Consider the following 24,608-nt stretch of genomic DNA (forward strand, 5'->3'; position numbering starts at 1 on the left):
AGCCGACGCCATGTGGTATTTTTCCTGGGTTCTGGGCCTCGGCCTCGCCTGCGCCTTCGCCATTCTCAACGCCATGTGGTTCGAGATGAAGGAGGATCGCCGGTTGTCGGCTCTCGCGATCGAGCCCGAAGGGCGGCCCGGAACGGCTCTGGATGGGGCCTGACATGAGCGACGATTTCACCGAACAGCTCGCGAGCCTCACCGTGCCACGCTACACCTCCTATCCCACGGCGGCGGACTTCTCGTCCGCCATCGGCCCGGCGGAAACGGCCGCCTGGCTCGCTGCGAGCGATGCGGGCCAGCCCGTCTCGATCTATCTCCACGTGCCCTATTGCCGGGAGATCTGCCATTATTGCGGCTGCCACGCCAAGGCGGCGCTGCGGGACGATGTCGTCGCAGCCTACCGCTTGGGCCTGGAAGCGGAGATCGCGCTCACCGCCCGCCATCTTCCCGCCCGACTTCGCATCGCGCGCATCGCTTGGGGCGGCGGCACGCCCTCGATCCTCGGCATTGCCGGCGTGGCCTCGGTCCTGCGCGTGCTGGAGCGCCATTTCGATTTCGAAACCGGGTTCGAACATGCGATGGAACTCGACCCGCGCCGCGTGGATCAGGCGCTGGTGGACGGGCTGGCCGTGCTGGGCGTCAACCGTGCGAGCCTCGGCGTGCAGGATCTCGACCCCGAGGTTCAACAGGCGATCGGCCGCGTGCAGCCGGCCGAGACCGTGCGCGCGGCAGTCGCCATGCTGCGCCGTGCCGGCATCGCGAAGTTGAACTTCGACCTCGTCTATGGCCTGCCGCGACAGAGCGTGGACAGCCTGAAGCGCACGTGCCGGGAGGTCATCCTGCTCGGCCCCGATCGCGTCGCCTGCTATGGCTACGCCCATCTGCCCGCGCGCCGCGCCAACCAGCGACTGATCGACGCCGCGCTTCTGCCGGGCGCGCCGGAGCGGGTGCGCCAGCAGGAGGCGGTGGCGGCGAGCTTCCTCGCCCATGGCTACCAGAGCATCGGCATCGATCATTTCGCCCTGTTCTGCGATCCGCTGGCGGCGGCGGCCCGCGCCCATCGCCTCTACCGCAACTTCCAGGGCTATACGGACGATGCGCAAGAGGTGCTGATCGGCTTCGGCGCGTCCTCCATTTCGCGTCTGGCCGGGGGCTTCGCGCAGAACGAAAGCGGCATCGAAGCCTATAAGGCGAGGGTCCTGGCGGGAGAACTGCCGACCCGACGCGGCCATGCCTTCGAGGGGGACGACCGCGAGCGCGCCCGTATCATCGAGCGCCTCATGTGCGACTTCCGCGTCGATCTCGGCCGGCGCGCGCGGCACTATGCCGACGAGTTGGCGCTCCTGCGCCCGCTCGCTCTGCAGGGGCTCGTGGACATGCGCCATGACGTCATCGCCCTCACCGAAAAGGGGCGACCCTTCGTGCGGCTGGTCTCGGCCGTGTTCGACCGGTTTCGCAGCGAAGGCGAGCGAAGCTTCAGCAGCGCGGTTTGAACGGGAGGGGAAAACGAAACGCCGTTCCGGTAGAAGGGAGCGATCTGTCCCCACCCGGAGCTTCCCATGTCGGAACCGCATCGCATCGGCACCATCGGCCTGTCCGCCCGCATCAAGGAGGACGGCGCAGAACTGACCTCGCTTCGTGACCGCGAAGGCCGGGAATTTCTCTGGCAGGCCGGCCCGGAATGGCCGCGCCATGCGCCGGTTCTCTTTCCCATCGTCGGCCGCCTGCCGGGCGACCGGCTGATCGTCGATGGCCAGTCCTACTCGCTGACGCAGCATGGTTTTGCACGCGACAGCCGGTTCGAATGGCTGGAAAAGGGCGAGACGCGTGCGCGCCTCGTGCTTCGCGACAGCGAAGAGAGCCGCGCGCGCTTCCCTTTCGCCTTCGAGCTGGAACTCGCCTACGAGGTGAGCGGTGACACGCTGACCGTCACCACCACCGTGCGCAATCCCGGCACGGTGTCCCTGCCCTATGCCGTCGGCGCGCATCCCGCCTTTCGCTGGCCGCTGGCGGAGGGCGTGGCGAAGGAGGCTCACGGACTTCGCTTCGAAGGCGCGGCACCTTTGCGCGCCAGCGCGCTGGAGGGCGGCTTCCTGAAGGGCGAGCGGTCGGTTCCGGTGGTGGGCGAGATGCTCGAACTCTCCCCCGAACTGTTCGCAGGGGATGCGCTGGTCTTCGGCGGCATTGGCGAGGGCGCGGTGCGTTTCGAGGCGCCGGGTGCCGAAGCCCCCTCTCTTCGCGTTTCCTGGCAGGGCTTCCGCGATCTCGGCGTCTGGTCGAAGCCGCAGGGCGCGCCTTTCCTGTGCATCGAGCCCTGGGCCGGCACCACGCCGCCGCTGGGCTGGGATGGCGAGTTCGCGGACAAGCCGGGCAACGAGCATCTGAGCCCCGGCGAAGCGCGCTCCTATGTCTGGACAGTTTCCGTCGCCGGCTAAAGACGGGGATAACCACAATGAGAGGAAGCCCCGCGCCGAAGGCGACGCGGGGTGGTTTCGAACCGGGCATTAAGTCCGTGCGTGGCTTCTCCTTCGCGGTGCAACAAACGAGACCGAATCTGATGTTCCGTCGCGCGCGCGTAAGTTTGAAAACCAAGATCATCGGCGGGATCGGCGCCGGCCTCCTTCTGGCGCTACTGCCGGTGGCCGGGCTCCTGGCCTATGAGACCCAGACACAGTCGGACGAGACGGCCGAGCGGCTGATGACCAGCGAGGCGGGACGCGCGGCCAAGATCGTCGAAAGCGGAATCGCCGGGCTCGACACGGCGGCGCGCCTCACCGCCGGCGGCATCGGCGAGCGCCATGCCCGGCTGGACATCACGCGCAAGGATGTCATCGAAGCGCTGCGCCTGAGCTTCGAGCCCAACCCTCTCGCCTATGGCGCCTGGTTTCTGGAAGCGCCCAAGGCATTCGACGGCGAGCAGGACCGGATGAAGAGCAATATGGCGCAGGGGGCCAACAAGAACGGCATCTTCGCCCCGTGGTGGCATCGCGGCGCTACGCCAATGCCGACATTCCAGATCTTCGATGAAGATTATCAGGCACCCTGGTGGACGCTCGCAGCCGATAGCGGCACATCCGGTGTGACACCGGCCTATATCGAAACTGACACCGGCAACAAGAACCTGCTTGCCAGTGTCGTACACCCCGTCTTCTCGGCCGGCCAGTTCATCGGCGTCGTGGGGCTCGATATCCAGATCAGTCAGATCAACGACTTCCTGAAAGATATCAAGCCGTTCGGAACCGGCAACGTGAAGCTGCTGGGCGCCGATGGGACCTGGCTGTCGCATCCCGACCCCGCCCGACTGACGACGCCCTATCGCAACACGCTGGGCCGCACCGAACTCGACGCCGCGATAGCGGACAAGAAGCCGCACAGCGTCGCGGGCATCACCGACCTCGACGGCCACATCGTTCGCCGTATCTTCTACCCCTTCGAGCTTCCGGGTCTGCACACGACCTGGATCGCGGTGGTGGATGTGCCCGAAGCCACGATTGCTGGCCCCATGCGAGAGCAGTTGACGCTTCTGGCCATCGGCTTTTCCGCCATCTTCGTCGTGATCCTTCTGGCGGTGGCGCTGGTCAGTCATTTTACCATCGTGCGCCCGATGCAGCGCGCCGTGGATCTGGCGCGCCGTATCGGCTCGGGCGACCTGACGCAGCGTATCGAAGTGAAGGGCCGTGACGAATTGGCCGACCTCCAGCGCGCGATGAGCGACATGACGGTCAAGCTCTCCGAAATCGTCTCGGGCGTGCGTGCCTCCTCCTCGCTGGTTGCGGCCGGCTCCGCCCGCTCCGCGTCCACCGCCGAGAAGCTGTCGTCCGGCTCGACCGAGCAGGCCGCCGCCTCCGAGCAGGCCTCGGCCGCAATCGAAGAGATGACCGCCAACATCCGTCAGAATGCCGACAACGCTTCGACCACCGAGAAGATCGCAGCGCAGGCGGCGACCCATGCTGGCACGACGGGCGAAGCGGTGACGCAGTCCACCAAGGCCATGCGCGAGATCGCCGAGAAGATCGCGGTGGTGCAGGAGATCGCGCGTCAGACGGACCTCCTCGCGCTGAACGCCGCCATCGAAGCCGCCCGCGCCGGGCAGCATGGCAAGGGCTTTGCGGTCGTCGCCTCGGAAGTGCGCAAGCTCGCCGAGCGCAGTCAGGCGGCGGCGACTGAGATCGGCGAACTTTCCTCGCGCACACTGATCGTCGCCGAGGATGCCGGCTCGCGTCTGGAAAAGCTGGTGCCCGATATCCGCAAGACGGCGGAACTGGTCTCGGAGATTTCGGCGGCCTGCCGCGAGCAGTCGGTTGGGGTGGAACAGATCAATCACGCGATTCAGCAGTTGGATCAGGTCACACAGGCCAATGCGGGCGCGGCCAACGAGATGACCGCGACCGCCGAGCAGCTGGCGTCCGAAGCAGGCCGCCTCGAAGAGCGCGCGGGCTACTTCCGCATGACGGATGCCGAGCGCGACGCGCTGATCCAGGCCGAAGCGCTGGAGATCGAAGCGACCAATCGCGAGACCGAAGCGCGCAAGACCGCCCGCAAGCCGGCGGCCCCGGTCACGACGGTGACCAAGGCGACGGCTGCGCCTGCCGCATCGGCCTCCGCCGCCGCGCCCAAGCCCGCGCGCCACGCCAAGGCACCGGTGAAACTGGCGTCCGTGGACGATGATCTGTTCGAAAGCGGCCCGGCCTCCAATCCCGTCCACTCGCTTCAAGCCCAAGCGGCGGGCTTTGTGGCCGAACGGCCGGCGAGCAGCGGCGGCTTCTCGCTGGATCTCGACGGCGGCGGATTCGAGCGCATGAGCCGATAAGGCTTTGCGCAGCCCCTATGACCAAGGAAAGGCCCATGTCTCCGCATGGGCCTTTTTTCTTTTGCCGGAATCGCGCAAAGGCCAAAGTGACGATTGGGAAGGCCAGCGTCCTTCCCATGCCACAGTGCTGTGGTCCACGCCGGCCCATGACACGGTATGACGAGAACGGGGGCAAAGGTCGAAGAGTGCTGATGACAGGGTTTGTGCGCCGATTCCTTTTGATCCTGGCCATGGCCTGCTTCGCCGCCGGCGCGGCGCAGGCGCAGGACCCGCCCAGCGCCAATACCACGAGCGCGCAGATCATCGCCGATCTCGACACCAAGGGCGCGGACTACGAGGCCGCCAAGGCGAGCGTCGCCCAGACCCTGCCGAGCGAGGATCGCGCGGCGCTGCGCGAGCGCGTTCTGGCGATCCAGGGCTCCGCCGAACAGGCCGTCACGGCGCTGACGCCCATGCTGGACGCCATGGACAAGCGCATCGCCGATCTCGGCGAGGCCAGTGAAACGGAAGCGCCCGACATCAAGGCCCAGCGCGAGGCGCTGAAAAAGGAGCGCACCGATCTCGACTCCGCGATCAAGCGCGCCCGGCTTCTCGCCACCAATGCCCGCGACTCGGTCGAAACGATCAACCGGATGCTCGCCGAGGAGTTCAACCGCTCGACCTTCGAGCGCGTGTCCTCGCCGCTCACCGGCCGGTTCTGGAACTCGATCGCGCTCTCCATGCGCTTCGACATCCTGCGCGCCACGTCCTTCGGGCGGGACACGCTGGAAGGCGTCACCGGGGGCTTCAGCGGATCGGGGGCGCTTGTCTTCGCGGCCAGCCTCGGCGTCAGCCTCATCCTCCTATATCCCGTGCGGCGGCGGCTGCGTGCGGTCGGTCGGCGCTTCGCCATCGCCCAGGCACCGGGCACGCGGGCGCGGCGCTCAGGGCTGGCGCTCTGGTTCATTCTCGTCGGCACACTGACGGCGAGCCTCAGCTTTCTCCTGTTCGGGCAGGGCCTGCGCTGGGCGGGCGTTCTCACCGAAGAAGCCGATGCGCTCCTGACCTCCTTCATCGGCGCGGCCTCTTTCGGGGCGTTCATCGTGTCGCTCGGCGGTGGGCTGCTTCTGGTGGACCAGCCCTCCTGGCGCCTCCTGCCGCTCACCAACGACGCGGCGGCCCGGCTGCGGCCTTACCCGTCGCTCGCCGCGATCCTGGTGACGATCGGCATCACAGTGGTCGCCTTCAACCGCATCGTCGGCGCGAGCCCCTCCTCCACCGTCGCGGCCAATCTCGCCATCGCGGTCGCCTATATGATCCTGATCGGCTCGGTTCTCCTGACGCTGCGCCGGCTGCGGCGCGCGCAGGTAGAGAACACGACGCCGACGGCGCTGCGCAGCGTCGTGACGCTGACGACGCTCGTCTGCTGGCTGGCGCTGATCGTCAGCGTGCTCGCCGCGCTTCAGGGCTATGTGAACCTGTCGCTCTTCATCGGGCGGCAGACGGTCTGGATCACCGTCGTCTGCGCCTCGGCCTATTTGCTTCTGGTCGTGGTGGACGATCTCTGCACCACGATCTTCTCGCCCGAAGCCTGGACCGGGCGCGCCGCCTACGAGGCGCTGGGTCTCAAGCCCTCCACGGTCGGGCAGCTCGGCGTGGCGCTGTCGGCGCTCCTGCGCATCGGCGTGGTGCTGCTGGCGCTCGCCATGATCTTCGCGCCCTTCGGGCCGGGCACGGATGCGATCTTCAGCCAGCTCGGCGACCCCCTGATGATCACGGTCGGCGGCTTCACGCTGGAGCCAGGCGCGGTCCTGCGGGCGCTGATCGCGCTGGCGCTCGGCATCGCGGCCATGCGCCTCGTCCGGCGCTGGCTGAACGAGACCTATCTGCCGACGACGGAGCTGGATGCCGGCGCGCGCAACTCCGTCTCGATGATCGTCTCCTATGCCGGCATCATCCTAGCCGGCTTCTGGGGCCTGACCTCGCTCGGCATCGGGCTGGAGCGCATCGCGCTGGTCGTCAGCGCGCTGTCGGTCGGCATCGGCTTCGGCCTTCAGGCCATCACGCAGAACTTCGTCTCGGGCCTGATCCTTCTGGCCGAGCGGCCGGTGAAGCTCGGAGACAGCGTGCGCATCGGCACCGACGAAGGCGATGTACGGCGCATCAGCGTGCGCTCCACCGAAATCCAGCTGCCCGACCGCTCGACGCTGATCGTGCCGAACTCCGAGTTCATCACCAAGCCGATCCGCAACATGACGCTGGCGGACCCGGTCGGGCGTGTTCAGATCGCCTTCTCGGTGCATCCGTCCGCCGATCCGCTGGCGATCCGCAAGGCGGTCATGGAGATTTTCGACGAGCACCCGGCCGTTCTGGAAGATCCCAAGCCGAACGTCTTCATCGACTCGATTGCGGACGGCAAGGTGAACTTCAACTGCTTCGCCTTCGTCGCCTCGCCGCGCCAAGCCTATTCGACGCGCAGCGCCATCCTGTTCAGCGTGTTGGAGCGGTTCCAGGCGGACGACGTGAAGCTCGCGCCGACCGTCACTTGATCCCCTTAGGCCGCCGGCGCGGGCGCGCGGGCGGCTTTCAGGTCGAAACGCACGAGAATGTCGCGGCCGAGCCATTGCGCGGCCGGATCGTTCTTGGCGCCGAGATCGAAGGCGAGGCGATTGATCGTGGCGGAGCCGACGACATGGGCCGTGCCGTCCGCGCCGGGCTCGAAGGTGAAGGGCACGGAGATGGGCGCGCTCTTGCCCTTGATCGTCACGGTGCCCTCGGCGACATAGCCGGTCTCCGTCTTCACGAAACGGGTGAGCGCGACCGTGACATTCGGATGCGCCGTCACGTCCAGGCCATCCGGCCCTGGCGCACTGGAGCGCACGAACGGATCGCCAACCGTGATCGAGGCCGCGTCGATATCGATCCGGGCCGAGGCCTGATCGAGATGGGCCGGGTCGAACGCGATGTCGGTGTTCCAGCTCCCGATCGTGCCAGTCATCGGTTTGCCGGAGAAGGTCGCCTCGTAGGTGAAGCTGGAGGCGGCTTTATCGATTGCCCAGCCACCAGCCGCGGCAGGGGCCGGGGCATTCGCCGAGGCAACGGCCTGGACAGAAGGTGCCGCTCCGTCGCTCTGGCCCACAGCCAAGCCACCGCCCAGAAACAGAGCGGCCAGACCCGCGGCCAGCGGAATGGCCAGAAGCGCGGTGGACTGGCGCGGCAGATGGCCGATCGGAAGAATGCGCGACAGCGAGGGCTGGCGGTCGAGAACCGAGTGTTTCAGCGCGCCCGCAACATGCAGACCAAGAAGCGCCAGCGTGGAATAGGCGAGCCAAGTGTGGAGCGTCGCGGCCAAAGCCTCGCCCCCCTCCCCGCGCCAGCCGGCCGGGAGCGGCAGGTTCGGCCAGGGCAGGTGCTCGGAAAGAAACAGAAGCGTCGGGATCGCGGTCGGCGAGGCCGAGACGACGAGCCAGCCCGACAGCGGCACGAGCAGCATCACCACATAAAGAAGACCGTGAACCAGATGGGCCGCGCCCGCCTCGAGAGCGCCCATCGGCGCATGGGCCGGCGGCGGATTGAGCAGGCGCCAGGCGGTGCGCGCTAGCGTCAGCGTCAGCACCATGAGGCCGACCGTCTTGTGCCACTGGAAGAAGGCGAAGCGGCTGCCATCGGGTAGAACGTTCAGCCGCATCATGACGAAGCCGCCGGCGAGCTGGAAAAGAATGGCGAGCGCGATCGCCCAATGGAGGAGCATGGCGCCGGCATTGTAGCCCTTCACGCCGTCCGATCCGGTCCGCATGGTGTCAGCCTGTTTTCGTGTCGGGAGAGAAAGAAGGCCCGGCGGGGAGCGCCGGGCCTCGATGGATCGTCTCGAAATGGGGAGAGCCGATTACGACTGCGGAACGAACTCGGTCTCGATCGTGAGCTTCACGTCGTCGCTGACCGGGCCGACCAGCGCGTTGATGCCGAAGTCGGAGCGCTTGATCATGCCGGTGGCCGAGAAGCCGACGACGGGCTTCTGCGACATCGGGTGCGGGTTCAAGGCGGCGTTCAGCTTGACGTCGAGCGTCACCGGCTTGGTGACGCCGTGCAGGGTCAGATCGCCCATGACCTTGCCCGTGTCCTTGCCCGTGGTCTCGATCTTGGTGGAGACGAACTTGATCGTGTCGAACTTCGCGGCGTCCAGGAACATCTCACCGGCGATCTCGGCGTTGAAGTCCTTGTCCTTGGCCGGATAGTTCGTGTCCACCGACTTCGGATTGATCGTCGCGGTGAGCTTGGACTTGTCCGGGTTGGCCGAGTCGAGGGTCAGCGTCGCGTTGATGTCGCTGAAGCGGCCGATATAGTTCGACGTGCCGAAATGGCTGACCGTCCAGAGAACGTTGGTGTGCGTGCGGTCGGCGACATAGGTGCCGGCCGGCACGTCGATCGTCTGCGCGGAGGCCGCGCCCAGACCCACGAGAAGCGCGCCAACGGTGAGGACGGATTTCAGAAGCGACATCGGGTTTTCCTTAGGTTCCGGGATCGGAAGTGGGGCGAACCTACGGATGGTTTCGCAACTGCGAAATCCCCGCCAGCGTGACACACTGTCTACGCCGGGCGACGCAATGGGTGAGACTTCTGCCCAAAAACTGTCACGAAGAATGGCGGGGTCGCGCCGTCGGGAGACGGCGGACCATCCACCTCGCAGCGAGACCGGGCGGATGTCTTACGCCCGGCCATCCTGAAGAATCGTCGTTTGATGGCAGGGGCTTAGACGGTCGCCTCCAGCCGCCTCCGATTCTCACGCCACCAGATATAGACACCGCTCGCGACCAGAAGCGCGGTGCCGGCCACCATGGCGGGGCGTAGCGGATCGCCGAACAGCGCGACACTCAGAAGCCCGGCTGTGAGCACCTGCGAATAAAGGAAAGGTGATAGGAGCGAGGCCGGCGCGTGAGCAAAGGCGCGCACCAGCGTGAAATGGCCGAGCGTGCCGAAGACGCCAATGGCGGCGAGAAGCAGGCCGGTCGTGGCGTCGGGCGTCTGCCAGTTGGGCACGACGGCGAAGGAGAGAATCACCGCGCCCGAGATCGTGGTGTTGAACTGCGTCGCCGCCGCATCCTCGCGCCCTGCCAGATGGCGCGTCAGGAGCAGAAACAGCGCGTTGGACACGGAGGCCAGCAGCGCCAGTCCGAGCGCGGGCTCGAACCGCCCGAAGCCTGGGCCGAGGATCAGGAGCATTCCGCCAAAGCCGACAAGCACCGCGAAGATGCGATGCGGGCCAATCCGCTCGCGCAGGAATAGAACGGATAGAAGCGTGACCATGATGGGCGAGAAGAAGAGCATGGCCGTCGCGTCCGCCAGCGGCACCCGCTTGAAGGCCTCGTACATGAGAAAGGTCGTGGCGAGCAGGCAGAGCCCGCGCAGGATCTGAAGCGCGGGATGGCGCGTGCGTAGAAAGCCCGTCCCGGTGCGCCACGAGAGATAGGCGCCGACCAGCACGGTCTGCACGAAATAGCGAAACCAGATGACCTGGATCACCGGCAGGATCAGCGTCAGGCTTTTGCCGATCGCATCCATACATGCCAGAAGGCCGCCGGCCAGCAGGGTGAGAAGAATGCCGACCAGCAGCGAATTGTCTTTGCGCACAGCGAATGTCCGATTCCCACCAGCCGGTTAAGGCCGGTTTCCGGTTCCCGCGAGGGGTTTCGCGGGAGCGATGTTTCGAAAAAGGCGAAGGGCTGGGCGGCCTCAATCCGCGACATAGGCGAGCGCGGGCGGGCGGGCGTTGCGGCGGTGAGTGGCCAAGCGCTCGCAGCCTTTTTCGCGCGAGGCGGCCAGATGCTCCGCCAGCGCCTCGGCGGCCGCCGGCCCGTCGCCAGCCGCCAGCGCGCCGAGGATCGCGGCATGTTCGCCCAGAAACGGATCGGTCGTGCCCGGCCCGCAGAGAAACTGCTGGAGATGCTTGCCGCAGACGAAGGAGGCGCGCGCGCGCCCGAGCGCTTCCACGAACTCGCCATTGGGGCAGAAGCGCAGGAGCGTGACGTGCAGGTCTTCCTCCAGCATGTCCAACTCGCGCTTGAGCAGACGCGGAAACCGGCGCTCGGCCGCCCTCAAGCGCGCCTGCGCCTGTTGAAGCACGGGGTCGGGCAGGCGCTCCGCCGCCAGACGCAGCGCGGCGGGCTCCAGGAGAAGGCGCAGGTCGTAGAGATCGGCCAGGCGGCGCTCGTCCAGCGGGACCGTCCACCAATGCGCGTCGCGCTTTTCGGTGAGACCCGCCGCCTTGGCGCGCAGAAGCAACTCGCGCGCCGACAGGCGGCCAATGGAGAAGGCACGCGCCAGCGCCAGCTCGCTCACGCGGAAACGCCCGAACATGGCGCGCTCCAGAAGCTCGCGCTCCATCTGATAGTAGAGATCGTCGCTCGGCCGGCCGGGCGTTTCGGCGCTGCGGTCGGCACCGACTTGAGCGCGAGAGAGATCGAGCCGCAGCGGCTCGCCCGCTTGGCCGGCGAGAACGCCCCGCCCGTCGAAGCGACGCACAAGCCCTTGCTGCTCCAACTCGCTCAAGGCTTGGCGAACGGGCTGGCGGCTGGAGCCGAACAACGCGGCCAGCGGCCCTTCGAGCAGCACGGCCCCTTCCGGCAGCGCGCCGCTCGCCAGACTGTCGCTCAGCGCCTCGACGATGCGTCGATAGGCGGGCCGGCGCGCGGCGGCCTCGGCCCCGCCTGTGTCTCCGGCCTCGCCCCTCATCTCCGGCTCGCTCAGGTGATCGCGCCGATCTGCCAGGGCACGAATTCGTTGTCGCCGTAGTCGTAGATTTCACTGAGCGTCTGCTTGCCCGAGGCGACGTCGAGGATGAAGTCGAACATGCGCTGGCCGGATTCCTCGATCGTCTCCTCGCCGGTGACGATGCCGCCGCAATTGATGTCCATGTCCTCCTTCATCCGGTCGAACATCTCGGTGTTCGTCGCGACCTTGATGGTCGGCACCGGCTTCCAGCCCGACACGGAGCCGCGCCCGGTGGTGAAGACCAGCATGTTGCAGCCGCCCGCGATCTGGCCGGTCACCGCGACGGGGTCGTATCCCGGCGTGTCCATGAAGACGAAGCCCGGCTTGTCGATCGTCTCGGCATATTCGTAGACCGCTTCGAGCGGCATGGTGCCGCCCTTGGCGACCGCGCCCAGCGACTTTTCGAGGATCGTGGTGAGGCCACCGGCCTTGTTGCCGTGCGAAGGGTTGTTGTTCAGCTCCGCCCCGTGGCGCGCCGTGTAGCCGCGCCACCATTCGATGCGCGCCATCAGCTTTTCGGCCACCGCCGGCGTCACCGCGCGGCGGGTGAGAAGGTGCTCCGCGCCGTAGATTTCAGGCGTTTCGGCAAGGCACGTCGTTCCGCCATGGCGCACCAGAAGGTCCGAGGCGTAGCCGAGTGCCGGGTTGGCCGAGATGCCGCTATAGCCGTCCGACCCGCCGCATTCGAGCGCGAGCTTGAGGCCCGACAGAGGCTGCTCGGTGCGCTCGGCCGCGTTCACGGTCGGCAGCATCTCGCGGATGATGGAGGCCGCTTCCTCCACCGTGCGCCTGGTACCGCCCAGCTCCTGAATGGTCATGGTGCGCAGGAGCGGGCCTTCGGTGAGGCCGTATTTGTCGGTGATGAGCGAGATCTGGTTGGTCTCGCAGCCGAGCCCGATCATCAGGATCGCGCCGAAATTGGGGTGTCGCGCATAGCCCGAGAGCGTGCGCGTCAGAACCTCGTAGCCCTCGGTCTTGACCGAAACGGCACAGCCCTGGCCATGCGTCAGCGCGACCACGCCGTCCACATTGGGGAAATCGTTCAGCCCGCCCTTGTTGTTGAAGTGATCGGCAATGGCGCGCGACACGGTGGCCGAGCAGTTCACCGAGGAGACGATGCCGATATAATTGCGCGTTCCGACCTGCCCGTCCGCGCGCGCATAGCCCATGAACGTGCGGCGCTCGGCCTCGGGAAGAAGCGGCGTCGCCCGCGCGTCGGAGGCGAAGTGATGGTCGGCGTGCGATTCCTGCATGGCGAGATTGTGCAGGTGGACATGCTCGCCGGGCGCGATCGGGCGCGAGGCGGTGCCGATCACCTGCCCGTATTTCAGGACGGGCTGCCCTTCCGCGATGGCTCGCAGCGCCACCTTGTGGCCGCTCGCGATGTCGACGGCCGCGCGCAGACCGCCCGGCAGCGGATCGCCGGCCCTCACCGGCCGCCGCGCCACGGCGACATTGTCCTCGCCGTTCAGGACGATGATGGGAGAAACCTCTGAGACGACGGACATGCACCCTCCCGGGAACGCAAAAGGGCCGCGCCAGAGGCAGCGGCCCTTTTCGAAGAAAATGACTTTTGCTGACAAAAGTCATTCCACTTTGCCGTCGCGCCGTCAAGCGGCGCGAGGCATCAAGCGGCGCGAAGCGCTAGTAGGTCGGACGCCCGCCAGCGATCACGCCCTTGCGCAGGAGGAAGCAGCCGTAGAAGCGCGGGTCGGCAACCTTCACCACCGCGAAGCTCTTCTTGGCCGCCTCGTAGAAGGCGTAGCGCTCGATCGCGACGATCGGCACGCTCTCGCCGGCCGCCTCGATCTCGGCGCGCACGGCCGCGCGCGGCTCGGGAACCTCGTCCGGCTTGCCGACCACTTCCATGCAGCGCACGGGATCGTCCACGAACCCGTCGAGCGGCAGAAGGCTCAGGATCGCGCGCGCGGCGCGGTCGATCGGCACGGCGCCGAGATTGACGAGTTCGCCCGAGATGGTCTCGGCCGCGACGGATTCCGCCGGGAAGTTGCCGTCCACCAGCGCGATGTCGTCGCCATGGCCCATGGCCGCCAGAACCCAAAGGAGGTCCGGCGTCAGAATGGGGTCGAGTGTCTTCAGCATGATCGTTTCCCTTTAGGAACGGAACAGATGCGCTTCGATCGACGCCGGCTTCATCTCGATGGAGAAGCCGGGCGCCTGGGGCGGGAAGTAGCGGCCGCCACGGACATCGCAGGGCTCGAAGAAGTGCTCGTGCAGATGATCGACATATTCGGCGACTCGCCCGTCCCAGCTTCCCGAGATCGAGAGATAGTCGATCATGGAGAGATGCTGAACATATTCGCACAGACCGACGCCGCCGGCATGGGGGCAGACCGGCTTCCCGAACTTGGCGGCCATCAGCATGATCGCCAGATTCTCGTTGAGACCGCCGACGCGCGCGGCGTCGATCTGCACCACGTCGATCGCCTCGGCCTGGAGGAACTGCTTGAAGAGAATGCGGTTCTGGCACATCTCGCCGGTCGCGACCTTGACCGGGGCGACGCCGCGCCGGATCGCCTGATGGCCCAGCACGTCGTCGGGCGAGGTCGGCTCCTCGATGAACCACGGATTGAACTGGGCGAGTTCCTTCACCCAGTCGATTGCCTCGCCGACCTCCCAAATCTGGTTGGCGTCGATCATCAGCATCCGATCCGGGCCGATTTCCTCGCGCAGGATGCGGCAGCGGCGCTTGTCGTCCTCGAGATCACGCCCGACCTTGAGTTTGAAATGCGACCAGCCCTCGGCAATGCCTTCGCGGCAGAGGCGACGGATCTTGTCGTCGTCATAGCCGAGCCAGCCGGCTGACGTCGTGTAGCTGGGATAGCCCTCCGCCATCAGCTTTTCGCGGCGGGCGGCCTGCCCGTCCTTGGCGCGCTTGAGGATGTCGAGGGCCTCGCCTTGCGTCAGCGCGTTGGAGAGATAGCGGAAATCGACGAGGCGGACGATCTCGTCCGGCTGCATGTCGGACACGAGCTGCCAGACCGGCTTGCCCTCGGCCTTGGCGTAGAGGTCCCAGACGGCGTTGACCACGGCGCCCGTCGCCAGATGCATGACGCCCTTGTCCGGGCCGACCCAGCGCAGCTGCGAGTCACCCGTCACGAAGCGCCAGAACTCGCCCATGTTCTGGGTGATCTCGGAAAGCTTCAGCCCGTGAAGCTTGGGCGCGAGAAGATCGATCGCCGCGCGGCAGAGATCGTTGCCCCGGCCGATCGTGAAGGTCAGGCCATGCCCTTCCGGCCCGCCATCGGTCTCGAAGGCGACATAGGCGGCGGAATAGTCCGGGTCCGGGTTCATCGCGTCCGACCCGTCCTTCTGCAGGGACGTCGGAAAGCGGATGTCGTAGGAGCGATGCGTTTGGATCGTCCAGTCCTGAACCATGGTTCCTCCCGAGCGCCCGGCCAATGGACGCGCTCTTGGTTTCTGATATGAAATGGGTAATCATGAGTGAAACGGATCGTCAAGCGACAGGGAGCGAGCGGATGGCAGACGAGGACGCCGATGACGGCACCGGCCGCTCCGATCGCGAGCGGCGCTACACCGCCCCGGCGCTGGAAAAAGGGCTGGATATTCTGGAGCTTCTGTCGGCCTCGCGCGAGGCTTTGACCCTGCAGCAGATCGGCGACGGGGTGGGCCGCACCAAGGGCGAAATCTTTCGCATGGTGAGCGTGCTTCAGGACCGGCTCTATATCGAGCGCACCGAAAGCGAGGATCGGTTCCGCGTGACCGACCGGCTGTTTCGCCTCGGGCTGAACCGTCCGGTGAACCGCTCGCTGGTGGAAACCGCCCTGCCCTTCATGAACGCCTTCTCCGACGCGACAGGCTATGCCTGCCATCTGGCGGTGCCCAGCGAAACGCAGATGGTGGTGATCGCGCGCGTGGAGAGCACCAGCCATATCGGCTTCACCGTGCGCATCGGCTATCGCCAGCCGCTGACGCTGACCGGCTCCGGGCGCTGCCTTCTCGCCTTCATGAGCGCGCGCCGCCGCCATCGCACGCTGCTCGACATTCACCGTGAAGACCCCGCCTTCGATCTCGACGCGCTGGAGCCGGAACTCGCCGCCATTCGCACGGCCGGCCATGTGGCGCGCCCGAGCGGATCGACGGAAGCGGTGGTGGATCTCTCCGTGCCGGTGTCGGAAGCGCACGAGGGCGGCGCGATCGCGGCCCTCACCTGCCCTTATCTGCGCATTCGCCTCAACCCATGGGAGCCGGACGCGCTGATCGCAGAGCTGACCCAAGCCGCCGGCCGGATCGGACAGGGCCTCGCGCTGCAGCAGGATTGATTTACCCGCGCATCCGTGATGTACCCTTGAAACACCAGGCGAAGGAGAGAAACGATGGCCGGACGGCTCGCAGGCAAGACGGCGGTGGTGACGGCCGCCGCGCAGGGGATGGGACGCGCCGCGGCGCTCGAATTCGCGGCCGAGGGCGCCAAGGTTCTGGCAACTGACATCAACGCCGCCGCGCTCGAAGAGCTGAAGGCCCATGGGATCGAGACCAGCGTTCTCGACGTGACCGACGCCGAGGCCGTGAAAGCGTTCTGCGCAGCGCACCCCGCGCCGGACATCCTGTTCAACTGCGCGGGCTATGTCCACGCCGGCACAATCCTCGAATGCGAGGAAAAGGATTTCGACTTCTCGGTCGCGCTCAACGTGCGCTCCATGTACCGGCTCATCAAGGGCTTCCTGCCGGGGATGATCGACCGGGGCGGCGCGTCCATCGTCAACATGGCGTCCGTCGCTTCCAGCGTCATCGCCGCGCCCAACCGCTTCATCTACGGCACGACCAAGGCCGCCGTCGTCGGCCTGACCAAGTCGGTCGCGGCCGATTTCGTGACCAAGGGCATCCGCTGCAACTGCATCTGCCCCGGTACGGTGGAAAGCCCGTCGCTCGGCGACCGGATGCGCGCGCTCGGCGACTACGAGACGGCACGGGCCGCCTTCATCGCGCGCCAGCCCATGGGCCGGCTCGGCACGCCCGAGGAAATGGCCAAGCTCGCCACCTTCCTCGCCTCCGACGAGTCCGGCTTCATGACGGGTCAGGCGCTCGTCGTGGACGGCGGCTGGTCCAACGTCTGATCGCGACACGATTTTCAAAGGGAGACTGCCATGAAACTGCTTCGCCACGGCGCGCCCGGCGCGGAAAAGCCCGGAATTCTGGACGCTGACGGCCGCATTCGCGACCTGTCGGCCCATGTGAGCGACCTCGCCGGACGCTGGCTGACGCCCGAGGGTCTGGCCGAGATCGCCGCGCTCGACGTCTCGTCCCTGCCGCTCGTGGACGGCAACCCGCGCCTTGGCGCCTGCGTGGCCGGCACCGGCAAGTTCATCTGCATCGGCCTCAACTATTCCGACCACGCAGCCGAGACGGGCGCGAGCGTGCCGTCCGAGCCGATCATCTTCATGAAGGCGACCTCGGCCATTGTCGGTCCGAACGACGACATCGAAATCCCGCGCGGCTCCGAGAAGACCGACTGGGAAGTCGAGCTCGGCGTTGTCATCGGCAAGACCGCGAAATACGTCTCCGAAGCCGAGGCGCTGGATCACGTGGCCGGCTATTGCGTCATCAACGACGTATCGGAGCGCGCCTTCCAGACCGAGCGCCAGGGCCAGTGGACCAAGGGCAAGAGCTGCGACACGTTCGGCCCGACCGGCCCCTGGCTGGTGACGAAGGACGAAGTGGCCGACCCGCAGAACCTCGGCATGTGGCTGACGGTGAACGGTCATCGCTACCAGGACGGCTCGAGCCGTACCATGGTCTATGGCGTCGCCCATCTCGTCTCCTACCTGTCGCAGTTCATGAGCCTGCAGCCGGGCGACATCATCTCCACCGGCACGCCTCCGGGCGTCGGCCTCGGCCAGAAGCCCAACGTCTTCCTGAAGGCCGGCGACGTGATCGAACTCGGCATCGAAGGCCTCGGCACGCAGCGCCAGACCTGCCGCCAGGGCTGACGCTTTCCGGGCGCGGGAGATTCTCCTAATCCCGCGTCCATCGCTCGCGCGAGGCTTCGAGATGCATCCGCATGGCCGATTGCGCCAGGAGCGGATCGCCCGAGGCCAGCGCATCGAGGATCGTCTCGTGCTCGGCGAGCGCTACGCGCCAGGTTTCCGGCGTTTCGAAGCGCACGCTGAGCTGCGCCGAAATCGGGCTGTGGCGATCGTCGAAGAGTTCTCGCACGATGCGCGCCAGAACGGCATTGCCGGTCTGCGCGGCGATGGTGAGGTGAAACATCCGGTCCTGCTCCAGCGGCTTGCGGCCGGCTTCGATGTCCGCCGCCATGGCATCCAGCACCTGCCGAAGCTGGCCTAAGGCCTCCGGCGTCATGCGACCGACCGCCAGAAAGGCGACGGTGCTTTCCACGGCGGCGCGCGCGCGCATCAGCTCGGACGGGCTCTCGCCGAGCGGGCGCGTCGGCTCGTCCGCCGCCGCGCCCGGCGCGCAGACATAAACGCCCGACCCCATACGGATTTCGACGCTGCCGTCGATCTCCAGCGCGATCAGCGCCTCACGCAACGAAGGGCGCGATACGCCCAGCTGGCCCGCCAATTCCCGTTCGGCGGGAAGGCGTGAGCCCGGCGGAAACTGTCCCTCGCGGATCAGACCGCGAATCTGATCGGCCACTTGCTGATAGAGCCGTCGCCCATCCACGATCTTGATGGCTTCTGACATCAATCCCTCCCAGATTGGCCTGACCATAGCGCCGATCATGGCCGACTGAAAAGGCCGTTTGGCCCTGCCGTACGCCTGTCACGACCCGGCAGTCGCCTTATCCGTCGAAAACTCCACCGAGATTTTCCGAAGAGCGAAAACTGGCTTGACCAATTTTAAAGAGCAGCCTAACCCTACTCCCAACGGGCCGATGGCCTGACGGCGGACCGGGAGGCACGGACCGCGCGACGCTTCCTTTGCGAGGCGGGGGGGGACCAAAATGCAGGACATGACTTCCAGCCCCGCCGGCGCGGCGGGTCGCGCCCCCATGGCGCGCGCAGGTCACGGCGTCGGCGCGGCGCCGGCCGGCGAAACCATTCTGCAGCTTCAGGACATCACCAAGGAATTTCCCGGCGTGAAGGCGCTCGGCGGCGTCTCCTTCGATCTGCGCCGGGGCGAGGTCCATGCCGTGTGCGGCGAGAACGGCGCCGGCAAGTCCACGCTGATGAAGATCATCAGCGGCTTGTATCAGCCGACCTCCGGCCGCATTCTCTACAAGGGCGAGGAGCGCCATTTCGCCTCGACCACGGAGTCGGAAGCGGCCGGCATCGCCATCATCCATCAGGAGCTGAACCTCGTTCCGCACCTGTCGATCGCCGAGAACATCTATCTGGCGCGCGAGCCGCGCGTTGCTGGCCTGTTCGTGGACCGCGCCAAGCTGCGCCGCGACGCGAGCGCCTGCCTGGAGCGCCTTGGCCTGTCGCTCGACCCGGACCATCAGGTGCGCGGTCTCTCGGTCGCCCAGTGCCAGATGGTGGAAATCGCCAAGGCCCTGTCGCTGAACGCCGAAGTGCTCATCATGGACGAGCCCACCTCGTCGCTCACCGAAAGCGAGACGGCGGTTCTGTTCGACGTGATCCGCGATCTGAAGGCCTCCGGCGTCGGCATCGTCTATATCTCGCACCGACTGGATGAGATGGCCGAGATCGTCGATCGCGTCACGATCCTGCGCGACGGGCGCTATGTCTCGACCGACGATTTCGCTTCCCTGACGGTGGACGACATCGTCGCGCGTATGGTCGGCCGCTCGCTGGAAGAGAAGTTCCCCGACCGCATCTCGGTGCCGACCGAGGACGTGTTGATGCGCGTCGAGGGACTGACCCGCGCCGGGGTGTTTCGCGATATCGACTTCACGCTGCGGCGTGGCGAAATCCTCGGCTTCGCCGGGCTGATGGGTGCGGGCCGCACGGAAGTCGCGCGCGCCATCTTCGGCGCCGACCCCTTGGATTCAGGCACGGTCGAACTCTTCGGCCGCAAGGTCTCGATCCAGTCGCCGCAGGATGCGATCCGCGAAGGGCTCGCCTATCTCTCGGAAGACCGCAAGAGCCACGGGCTCGCTGTGAAGATGCCGGTCGCCGCCAACATGACGCTGGCGCATCTGGACGGCGTGTCGAAGGGCGGCTTCATCGACTTTCCGGAAGAAGAGAAGATCGCCCAGCGCTATGTCGATCTCCTGAGCATCCGCACGCCGTCTGTGCATCAGGTGACGCGGCTTCTCTCAGGCGGCAATCAGCAGAAGATCATCATCGGCAAGTGGCTGTTCCGCCAGTCGCGCATCCTGTTCTTCGACGAGCCGACGCGCGGCATCGATGTCGGGGCCAAGTTCCAGATCTACAAGATCATGGACGAGCTGGCCTCGCAGGGCATCGGCGTCATCCTGATCTCGTCCGAACTTCCCGAAATCCTCGGCCTGACCGATCGCGTCGCCGTGTTCCACGAGGGCCGCATCACCGGCGTTCTGGAAACGAAGCGGACCTCGCAGGAAGAGATCATGCACTACGCCTCGGGCCATGCCCGCCGCGCGCCCAGCCTTGCGCATTGAGGACGCCATGACCACCATTCCCCAGGACAAGACCCGCGGGCCGCTCCTCAGCGATCGGCAGAAGGACATGATCCAGAAGTTCGCGGCGCTGGGCAGCCTTTTTGCCCTCGCCGTCGTCTTCTCCGCCACCTCCAACGCCTTCCTCACCGTCAACAACGCCATGACCGTGGCGCTTCAGGTGACGTCGATCGCCTTGCTCGGCATCGGCGCGACCTGCGTCATCATCACGGGCGGCATCGACCTGTCGGTCGGCTCGGTCCTGGCGCTCGCCGGCGTCTGCGCCGCGCTGGCGGTAAAGGAACTCGGAATGCCGGTTCCGATCGGAATGCTGCTCGGCATTCTGGTCGGCACGCTCTGCGGCGTGATCAACGGCCTCGCCATCACCCGTGCCAAGCTGCCGCCCTTCATCGCCACGCTCGGCATGATGATGGTGGCGCGCGGCGTCGCCCTCGAAATCACCGGCGCGCGCGCCGTCTCGGGGCTCGGCGACAGTTTCGGCGAGCTTGGCAATGGCGCGCTCTTGCGGATGGTGTCGATCGGCGACGATGGCTTCCCGTCCGTCACCTTCCCCGGCATTCCCTACCCCGTGATCCTGATGATCGTCATCGCCATCGCGGTGGCCATCATGCTCCGCCGCACGGTGCTCGGCCGGCACATCTATTCGGTCGGCTCCAACGCGGAGGCCGCGCGGCTTTCGGGCGTCAACGTCGCCCGCGTCACGCTCTTCACCTATGTGCTGTCGGGCACGCTGGCCGGTCTCACGGGCTGCGTTCTGATGTCCCGCCTCGTCACCGCCCAGCCGAACGAAGGCGTGATGTACGAACTCGACGCCATCGCCAGCGCCGTGATCGGCGGCACCTCGCTCATCGGCGGCGTCGGCACGATCTCCGGCACCATGATCGGCGCCTTCGTCATCGGCATCCTGCGCAACGGCCTAAACATGAACGGTGTCTCGGCCTTCACGCAGCAGATCATCATCGGCCTCGTGATCCTGGCGACCGTCTGGATCGATCAGCTTCGCAACCGCCGATAGGCACGAATTCCCGGCGCACGCGGGAGATCCAAGCAACGCGCGCCGGGCTCTATCCAAAACCCAAAGGGAGGAACATTCATGCGCAAATTCGCCGCCATTCTTGCCGGCTCGGCCCTCGCCCTCGTGACCTTCGCCGCCCAGGCGGCCGAGAAGGAAGTCGCGGTCATCGTCAAGACGGTGAACTCGACCTTCTGGCAGAACGTCCAGAAGGGTGTCGACGCCGCCAAGAAGGATCTGCCGGAAGGCACCACCACGACCTTCAACGGCCCGGCTTCGGAATCGGCCATCGCCGACGAAGTGAACATGGTCGAGAACGCCGTGAACCGTCAGGTCGCCGGCATCATTCTCGCCCCGTCCGACCCCGACGCTCTGGTGCCCGCCGTCAAGAAGGCCTGGGAAGCGCGCATCCCAGTCGTCCTCATCGACAGCCAGATCGCCAAGAGCGGCGAGCAGTACTACCAGTCGTTCCTGGCGACCGACAACAAGGCCGCCGGTGAGCTCTGCGCCAAGGAAATGATCGCCAAGGTCGGCACCGAAGGCAAGATCGCCGTCATGTCCTATGTGGCGGGCGCGGGCTCCGAAATCGGCCGCGTGGGCGGCTTCATCGACTACATCAAGGCCCATTCGAAGCTTCAGATCGTCGGCCCGTTCTATTCGCAGTCGCAGATGGCGACGGCGCTGAACCAGACGACCGACGTTCTTGCCTCGAACCCGGACCTCAAGGGCATTTTCGGCGCCAACGAGCCGACCGCCATCGGCATGGCCCGCGCGCTCGAACAGTCCGGCAAGGCCGGCAAGGTCGTCGGCATCGGCTTCGACGGCAACGAGGACCTTCAGAAGTTCGTCAAGGACGGCACGCTCGCCGCCATCGCGGTTCAGGGTTCGTTCCAGATGGGCGAACTCGGCACCCAGACCATCGCCAAGCTCCTCAAGAAGGAGAAGGTCGAGAAGTTCCAGGACACGGGCGTCGTGCTCGTGACCAAGGAGAACATCGACAAGCCGGAAGCCAAGAACGTTCTTTACTAAGCCGATCTCCCGCCGGCGGCTCCCCATGCCGCCGGCGGACCCTTTCTTCTCTTCGATCGAAAGCCTGACGTGATGAAGACGACGGATCGCCGCGAACTGCCGAACGGCAAGGTCAGCCTCACCGCCCTCGGCCTCGGCTGCGCGCAGATGGGCAACCTCCTGAAGCTCATGCCCTTCGCCGACGCGCGCGACACCGCCGACGCGGCGTGGGACGCCGGCATCCGCTATTTCGACACCGCGCCTTTCTACGGTTTCACGCGCTCCGAGCGCCGCCTCGGCGCGATCCTCGATGAGCGCCAGCGCTCCGACTTCACCATCAGCACCAAGGTCGGCCGGCTCATGGTGCCGGACGCCGATGTCGGCGCGGAAGCCGAGGGCTACGTCAACCCTTGCCCGTTCCATCAGGTCTACGACTACAGCTACGACGCGATCCTGCGCTCCTTCGACGCGAGTCAGCAGCGGCTCGGCATGGTGCGCTTCGACATTCTCTACGTGCACGATATCGGCCGCGTGACGCATGGCGAGAAGCACGAGCACCATTGGAACCAGCTGACCAAGGGCGGCGGCTTCAAGGCGCTGAGCGAACTTCGGCAGGACGGGCGCATCGGCGGCTTCGGCCTCGGCGTCAACGAATGGGAAGCCGTTAGCGAAGCGCTGGACGAGTGCGACCTTGACGTCTCCATGCTGGCGGGCCGCTACACGCTGCTCGAGCAGGAAAGCCTCGGCCTCCTTCAGAAGTGCCTCGATCGCGGTGCCCGCATCGTCGTGGCCGGCGCGTTCAACTCGGGCGTTCTGGCCGGCACCAACAATTTCAACTATGGCGACGCGCCGGCCGAGATCATCGCCCGCGTGCAGAAGCTGCGCTCGGTGGCCGAGGAATTCGGCGTCGCGATCCAAGCCGCCGCCCTCCAGTTCGGCATGGCGCATCCCGCCGTCGTCTCCTGCGTGTCGGGCGCTCGCAACGCGCGGCAGATCCGCTCCAATGTCGAGTGGTTCGAGGCCGAGATTCCCACCGCCTTCTGGCAGGCGCTGCGCGAACGCGGCCTCGTGGCCGAGGGCACGCCGCTTCCCGGTCTCGCGGCCTAGAGCCTTTCCGTCGAACATAGGTTCGCCAGACAGGCTCTAAGATTTTTGTTTTCGCATTGTCCGGGCGCGAAAGCCGACTCGGCTCTCGCGGGCAATGCTTTAACGCGCCGTTTCGCCTCCCCTTCCCCGCATTCCGAACGAGCCCGCCGCCATGCTGACGATCACCTGCGAAACGCCCGGCCGCCTGATCACCGAGACCCGCGAGAAGCCCGCGCGGGCCGAGGGCGAGGTTCTGGTGCGGGTGCGTCGCATCGGCGTCTGCGGCACCGACCTTCACATCTTCTCCGGCAACCAGCCCTATCTCGCCTATCCCCGCGTCATGGGCCATGAGCTGGCCGGCACGGTGGAGGAAGCACCGGAAGGCTCGACGCTCTCCACCGGGGATGCGGTCTATATCATCCCCTATCTGTCCTGCGGCGAGTGCCATGCCTGCCGCAAGGGCAAGACCAATTGCTGCTCGCGCATCCAGGTGCTCGGCGTTCATCGCGACGGCGGCATGACGGAATATCTGAGCCTGCCGGAGCGCTTCGTCTGCAAGGCCGAGGGCATTTCGCTGGATCAGGCGGCGATGGTGGAGTTTCTGGCCATCGGCGCTCATGCCGTCCGGCGCGGCGCGGTGGAAAACGGCCAAGCCGTGCTCGTCGTCGGCGCAGGGCCGATCGGCATCGCCGTGGCGATCTTCGCCCGCCTGCGCGGCGCGCGCGTCATCATGCTCGACACGCGCGAGGATCGCCTAGCCTTTGCCAAGGCGCATCTGGGCGTCGCCGAGACCGTGAAGGCCGGCGAGGGCGACCGCGAGCGCCTGTCGGAGCTGACGGCGGGCGACTTCTTCGACGTAGTGTTCGATGCGACGGGCAGCCCCAAGGCGATGGAGCGCGGCTTCAGCCTGGTCGGCCATGGCGGGGCTTATGTGCTGGTCTCGATCGTCGCCAGCGACATCAGCTTCAACGACCCGGAATTCCACAAGCGCGAAACGACGCTGCTCGGCAGCCGCAACGCCACGCCCGAAGACTTCGAGACCGTGGTCGCGGCGCTGCGCGCGGGCGACGTGCCCTCCGACGCGCTGCTGACGCATGGCATGGCGCTGTCCGAAGTGCCGGAGCGTTTCGCCGGGCTTCTCGATCCGGCAGCCGGCGTCATCAAGGCCATGGTTCGGATCGACTGATCCGCGCTCTCTCCAGTCTGCCGCTTTCCAGCGCCTCGAACCTCTGTTCGGGGCGTTTTTTTGTTTTGCATTGCACAAATTTTGATCTTGAATAAGGATTGACCAGACCCGTTCAAGCCGTAAGATGTCAGACCAATTACCCTCCGTTTGGACGGCTGATTTGGACGGTCTTCTTCCCCTCCCCCCG

General features: G+C 66.3%; 21 protein-coding genes. 13 read left to right on the top strand and 8 right to left on the bottom strand.

Annotated elements, in window-relative coordinates; genetic code table 11:
• Positions 1-10 precede the first annotated feature (10 nt).
• From cydX to AUL28_RS09690, 5 genes are all read left to right on the top strand, one after another.
• Positions 11-163, top strand: a complete 153-nt coding sequence (gene cydX / locus AUL28_RS09670; RefSeq protein ID WP_058601497.1) for a cytochrome bd-I oxidase subunit CydX — start codon at positions 11-13, stop codon at positions 161-163.
• A 1-nt stretch (position 164) separates the two neighbouring features.
• On the top strand, positions 165-1,496 hold the full coding sequence (gene hemN, locus AUL28_RS09675) for an oxygen-independent coproporphyrinogen III oxidase (protein ID WP_062231975.1): 1,332 nt from the start codon (positions 165-167) through the stop codon (positions 1,494-1,496).
• Between the two features lie 66 nt (positions 1,497-1,562).
• Positions 1,563-2,438, top strand: a complete 876-nt coding sequence (locus AUL28_RS09680; protein ID WP_062231977.1) for an aldose 1-epimerase family protein — start codon at positions 1,563-1,565, stop codon at positions 2,436-2,438.
• A 146-nt stretch (positions 2,439-2,584) separates the two neighbouring features.
• Positions 2,585-4,813 (top strand): methyl-accepting chemotaxis protein, encoded by a 2,229-nt coding sequence (locus AUL28_RS09685; RefSeq protein ID WP_244493472.1) that lies wholly within the window; start codon positions 2,585-2,587, stop codon positions 4,811-4,813.
• 191 nt (positions 4,814-5,004) lie between these two features.
• Entirely contained in the window at positions 5,005-7,341 is a 2,337-nt protein-coding gene (locus AUL28_RS09690) for a DUF3772 domain-containing protein (RefSeq protein ID WP_062231981.1), read from the top strand.
• A gap of 5 nt (positions 7,342-7,346) precedes the next feature.
• Here AUL28_RS09690 and AUL28_RS09695 read toward each other — a convergent pair whose 3' ends face one another.
• The 7 genes from AUL28_RS09695 to AUL28_RS09725 form a co-directional block, all read right to left on the bottom strand.
• A complete protein-coding gene (locus tag AUL28_RS09695) occupies positions 7,347-8,588 on the bottom strand; it encodes a cytochrome b/b6 domain-containing protein (RefSeq protein WP_062231983.1) in 1,242 nt (413 codons plus the stop codon).
• 90 nt (positions 8,589-8,678) lie between these two features.
• Positions 8,679-9,290 (bottom strand): YceI family protein, encoded by a 612-nt coding sequence (locus AUL28_RS09700; RefSeq protein WP_058634915.1) that lies wholly within the window; start codon positions 9,288-9,290, stop codon positions 8,679-8,681.
• Positions 9,291-9,541: 251 nt separating this feature from the next.
• On the bottom strand, positions 9,542-10,420 hold the full coding sequence (locus AUL28_RS09705; RefSeq protein ID WP_062231985.1) for a DMT family transporter: 879 nt from the start codon (positions 10,418-10,420) through the stop codon (positions 9,542-9,544).
• 102 nt (positions 10,421-10,522) lie between these two features.
• Positions 10,523-11,521: an FCD domain-containing protein gene (locus AUL28_RS09710; RefSeq protein WP_062231986.1), complete on the bottom strand. Its 999-nt coding sequence runs from the start codon at positions 11,519-11,521 to the stop codon at positions 10,523-10,525.
• Between the two features lie 11 nt (positions 11,522-11,532).
• Entirely contained in the window at positions 11,533-13,068 is a 1,536-nt protein-coding gene (locus AUL28_RS09715; RefSeq protein WP_062231988.1) for a UxaA family hydrolase, read from the bottom strand.
• Between the two features lie 136 nt (positions 13,069-13,204).
• Entirely contained in the window at positions 13,205-13,663 is a 459-nt protein-coding gene (locus AUL28_RS09720) for an RbsD/FucU family protein (protein ID WP_062231990.1), read from the bottom strand.
• Positions 13,664-13,675: 12 nt separating this feature from the next.
• The gene (locus AUL28_RS09725) at positions 13,676-14,959 is read right to left on the bottom strand and encodes an L-fuconate dehydratase (protein ID WP_062231991.1); all 1,284 of its coding nucleotides are present in this window, start codon (positions 14,957-14,959) and stop codon (positions 13,676-13,678) included.
• Positions 14,960-15,060: 101 nt separating this feature from the next.
• Here AUL28_RS09725 and AUL28_RS09730 point away from each other — a divergent pair, with 101 nt between their 5' ends.
• The 3 genes from AUL28_RS09730 to AUL28_RS09740 are packed head-to-tail and all read left to right on the top strand — an operon-like array spanning position 15,061 to position 17,532.
• Entirely contained in the window at positions 15,061-15,864 is an 804-nt protein-coding gene (locus AUL28_RS09730) for an IclR family transcriptional regulator (RefSeq protein ID WP_062231993.1), read from the top strand.
• A 54-nt stretch (positions 15,865-15,918) separates the two neighbouring features.
• Positions 15,919-16,659: an SDR family oxidoreductase gene (locus AUL28_RS09735; RefSeq protein ID WP_058601484.1), complete on the top strand. Its 741-nt coding sequence runs from the start codon at positions 15,919-15,921 to the stop codon at positions 16,657-16,659.
• A gap of 30 nt (positions 16,660-16,689) precedes the next feature.
• On the top strand, positions 16,690-17,532 hold the full coding sequence (locus AUL28_RS09740; RefSeq protein ID WP_062218001.1) for a fumarylacetoacetate hydrolase family protein: 843 nt from the start codon (positions 16,690-16,692) through the stop codon (positions 17,530-17,532).
• Positions 17,533-17,557: 25 nt separating this feature from the next.
• On the opposite strand, the gene AUL28_RS09745 is transcribed toward AUL28_RS09740, so the two are convergent.
• A complete protein-coding gene (locus AUL28_RS09745; protein WP_062231994.1) occupies positions 17,558-18,250 on the bottom strand; it encodes a FadR/GntR family transcriptional regulator in 693 nt (230 codons plus the stop codon).
• Between the two features lie 307 nt (positions 18,251-18,557).
• Here AUL28_RS09745 and AUL28_RS09750 point away from each other — a divergent pair, with 307 nt between their 5' ends.
• The 5 genes from AUL28_RS09750 to AUL28_RS09770 all read left to right on the top strand — a co-directional run bounded on the left by AUL28_RS09750 (position 18,558) and on the right by AUL28_RS09770 (position 24,421).
• Complete coding sequence (locus tag AUL28_RS09750; RefSeq protein WP_062232052.1) at positions 18,558-20,111, top strand: sugar ABC transporter ATP-binding protein; 1,554 nt, start codon at positions 18,558-18,560, stop codon at positions 20,109-20,111.
• 7 nt (positions 20,112-20,118) lie between these two features.
• On the top strand, positions 20,119-21,144 hold the full coding sequence (locus tag AUL28_RS09755; protein ID WP_062232050.1) for an ABC transporter permease: 1,026 nt from the start codon (positions 20,119-20,121) through the stop codon (positions 21,142-21,144).
• A 78-nt stretch (positions 21,145-21,222) separates the two neighbouring features.
• Positions 21,223-22,170, top strand: a complete 948-nt coding sequence (locus AUL28_RS09760; protein WP_062218004.1) for an ABC transporter substrate-binding protein — start codon at positions 21,223-21,225, stop codon at positions 22,168-22,170.
• 72 nt (positions 22,171-22,242) lie between these two features.
• On the top strand, positions 22,243-23,256 hold the full coding sequence (locus tag AUL28_RS09765; RefSeq protein WP_062231996.1) for an aldo/keto reductase: 1,014 nt from the start codon (positions 22,243-22,245) through the stop codon (positions 23,254-23,256).
• A 151-nt stretch (positions 23,257-23,407) separates the two neighbouring features.
• On the top strand, positions 23,408-24,421 hold the full coding sequence (locus AUL28_RS09770; RefSeq protein WP_062231998.1) for a zinc-binding alcohol dehydrogenase family protein: 1,014 nt from the start codon (positions 23,408-23,410) through the stop codon (positions 24,419-24,421).
• Positions 24,422-24,608 lie beyond the last annotated feature (187 nt).

It is taken from the genome of Aureimonas sp. N4, assembly GCF_001463925.1.
GTDB lineage: Bacteria > Pseudomonadota > Alphaproteobacteria > Rhizobiales > Rhizobiaceae > Aureimonas > Aureimonas ureilytica_A.

Excerpts from the sequence above, each read along its gene's own strand:
- cydX (WP_058601497.1), top strand. The coding sequence starts at position 11 with ATGTGGTATTTTTCCTGGGTTCTGGGCCTCGGCCTCGCCTGCGCCTTC.
- hemN (WP_062231975.1), top strand. The coding sequence starts at position 165 with ATGAGCGACGATTTCACCGAACAGCTCGCGAGCCTCACCGTGCCACGC.
- AUL28_RS09680 (WP_062231977.1), top strand. The coding sequence starts at position 1,563 with ATGTCGGAACCGCATCGCATCGGCACCATCGGCCTGTCCGCCCGCATC.
- AUL28_RS09690 (WP_062231981.1), top strand. The coding sequence starts at position 5,005 with ATGACAGGGTTTGTGCGCCGATTCCTTTTGATCCTGGCCATGGCCTGC.
- AUL28_RS09695 (WP_062231983.1), bottom strand. The coding sequence starts at position 8,588 with ATGCGGACCGGATCGGACGGCGTGAAGGGCTACAATGCCGGCGCCATG.
- AUL28_RS09700 (WP_058634915.1), bottom strand. The coding sequence starts at position 9,290 with ATGTCGCTTCTGAAATCCGTCCTCACCGTTGGCGCGCTTCTCGTGGGT.
- AUL28_RS09710 (WP_062231986.1), bottom strand. The coding sequence starts at position 11,521 with ATGAGGGGCGAGGCCGGAGACACAGGCGGGGCCGAGGCCGCCGCGCGC.
- AUL28_RS09715 (WP_062231988.1), bottom strand. The coding sequence starts at position 13,068 with ATGTCCGTCGTCTCAGAGGTTTCTCCCATCATCGTCCTGAACGGCGAG.
- AUL28_RS09720 (WP_062231990.1), bottom strand. The coding sequence starts at position 13,663 with ATGCTGAAGACACTCGACCCCATTCTGACGCCGGACCTCCTTTGGGTT.
- AUL28_RS09725 (WP_062231991.1), bottom strand. The coding sequence starts at position 14,959 with ATGGTTCAGGACTGGACGATCCAAACGCATCGCTCCTACGACATCCGC.
- AUL28_RS09730 (WP_062231993.1), top strand. The coding sequence starts at position 15,061 with ATGGCAGACGAGGACGCCGATGACGGCACCGGCCGCTCCGATCGCGAG.
- AUL28_RS09735 (WP_058601484.1), top strand. The coding sequence starts at position 15,919 with ATGGCCGGACGGCTCGCAGGCAAGACGGCGGTGGTGACGGCCGCCGCG.
- AUL28_RS09740 (WP_062218001.1), top strand. The coding sequence starts at position 16,690 with ATGAAACTGCTTCGCCACGGCGCGCCCGGCGCGGAAAAGCCCGGAATT.
- AUL28_RS09745 (WP_062231994.1), bottom strand. The coding sequence starts at position 18,250 with ATGTCAGAAGCCATCAAGATCGTGGATGGGCGACGGCTCTATCAGCAA.
- AUL28_RS09750 (WP_062232052.1), top strand. The coding sequence starts at position 18,558 with ATGGCGCGCGCAGGTCACGGCGTCGGCGCGGCGCCGGCCGGCGAAACC.
- AUL28_RS09755 (WP_062232050.1), top strand. The coding sequence starts at position 20,119 with ATGACCACCATTCCCCAGGACAAGACCCGCGGGCCGCTCCTCAGCGAT.
- AUL28_RS09760 (WP_062218004.1), top strand. The coding sequence starts at position 21,223 with ATGCGCAAATTCGCCGCCATTCTTGCCGGCTCGGCCCTCGCCCTCGTG.
- AUL28_RS09765 (WP_062231996.1), top strand. The coding sequence starts at position 22,243 with ATGAAGACGACGGATCGCCGCGAACTGCCGAACGGCAAGGTCAGCCTC.
- AUL28_RS09770 (WP_062231998.1), top strand. The coding sequence starts at position 23,408 with ATGCTGACGATCACCTGCGAAACGCCCGGCCGCCTGATCACCGAGACC.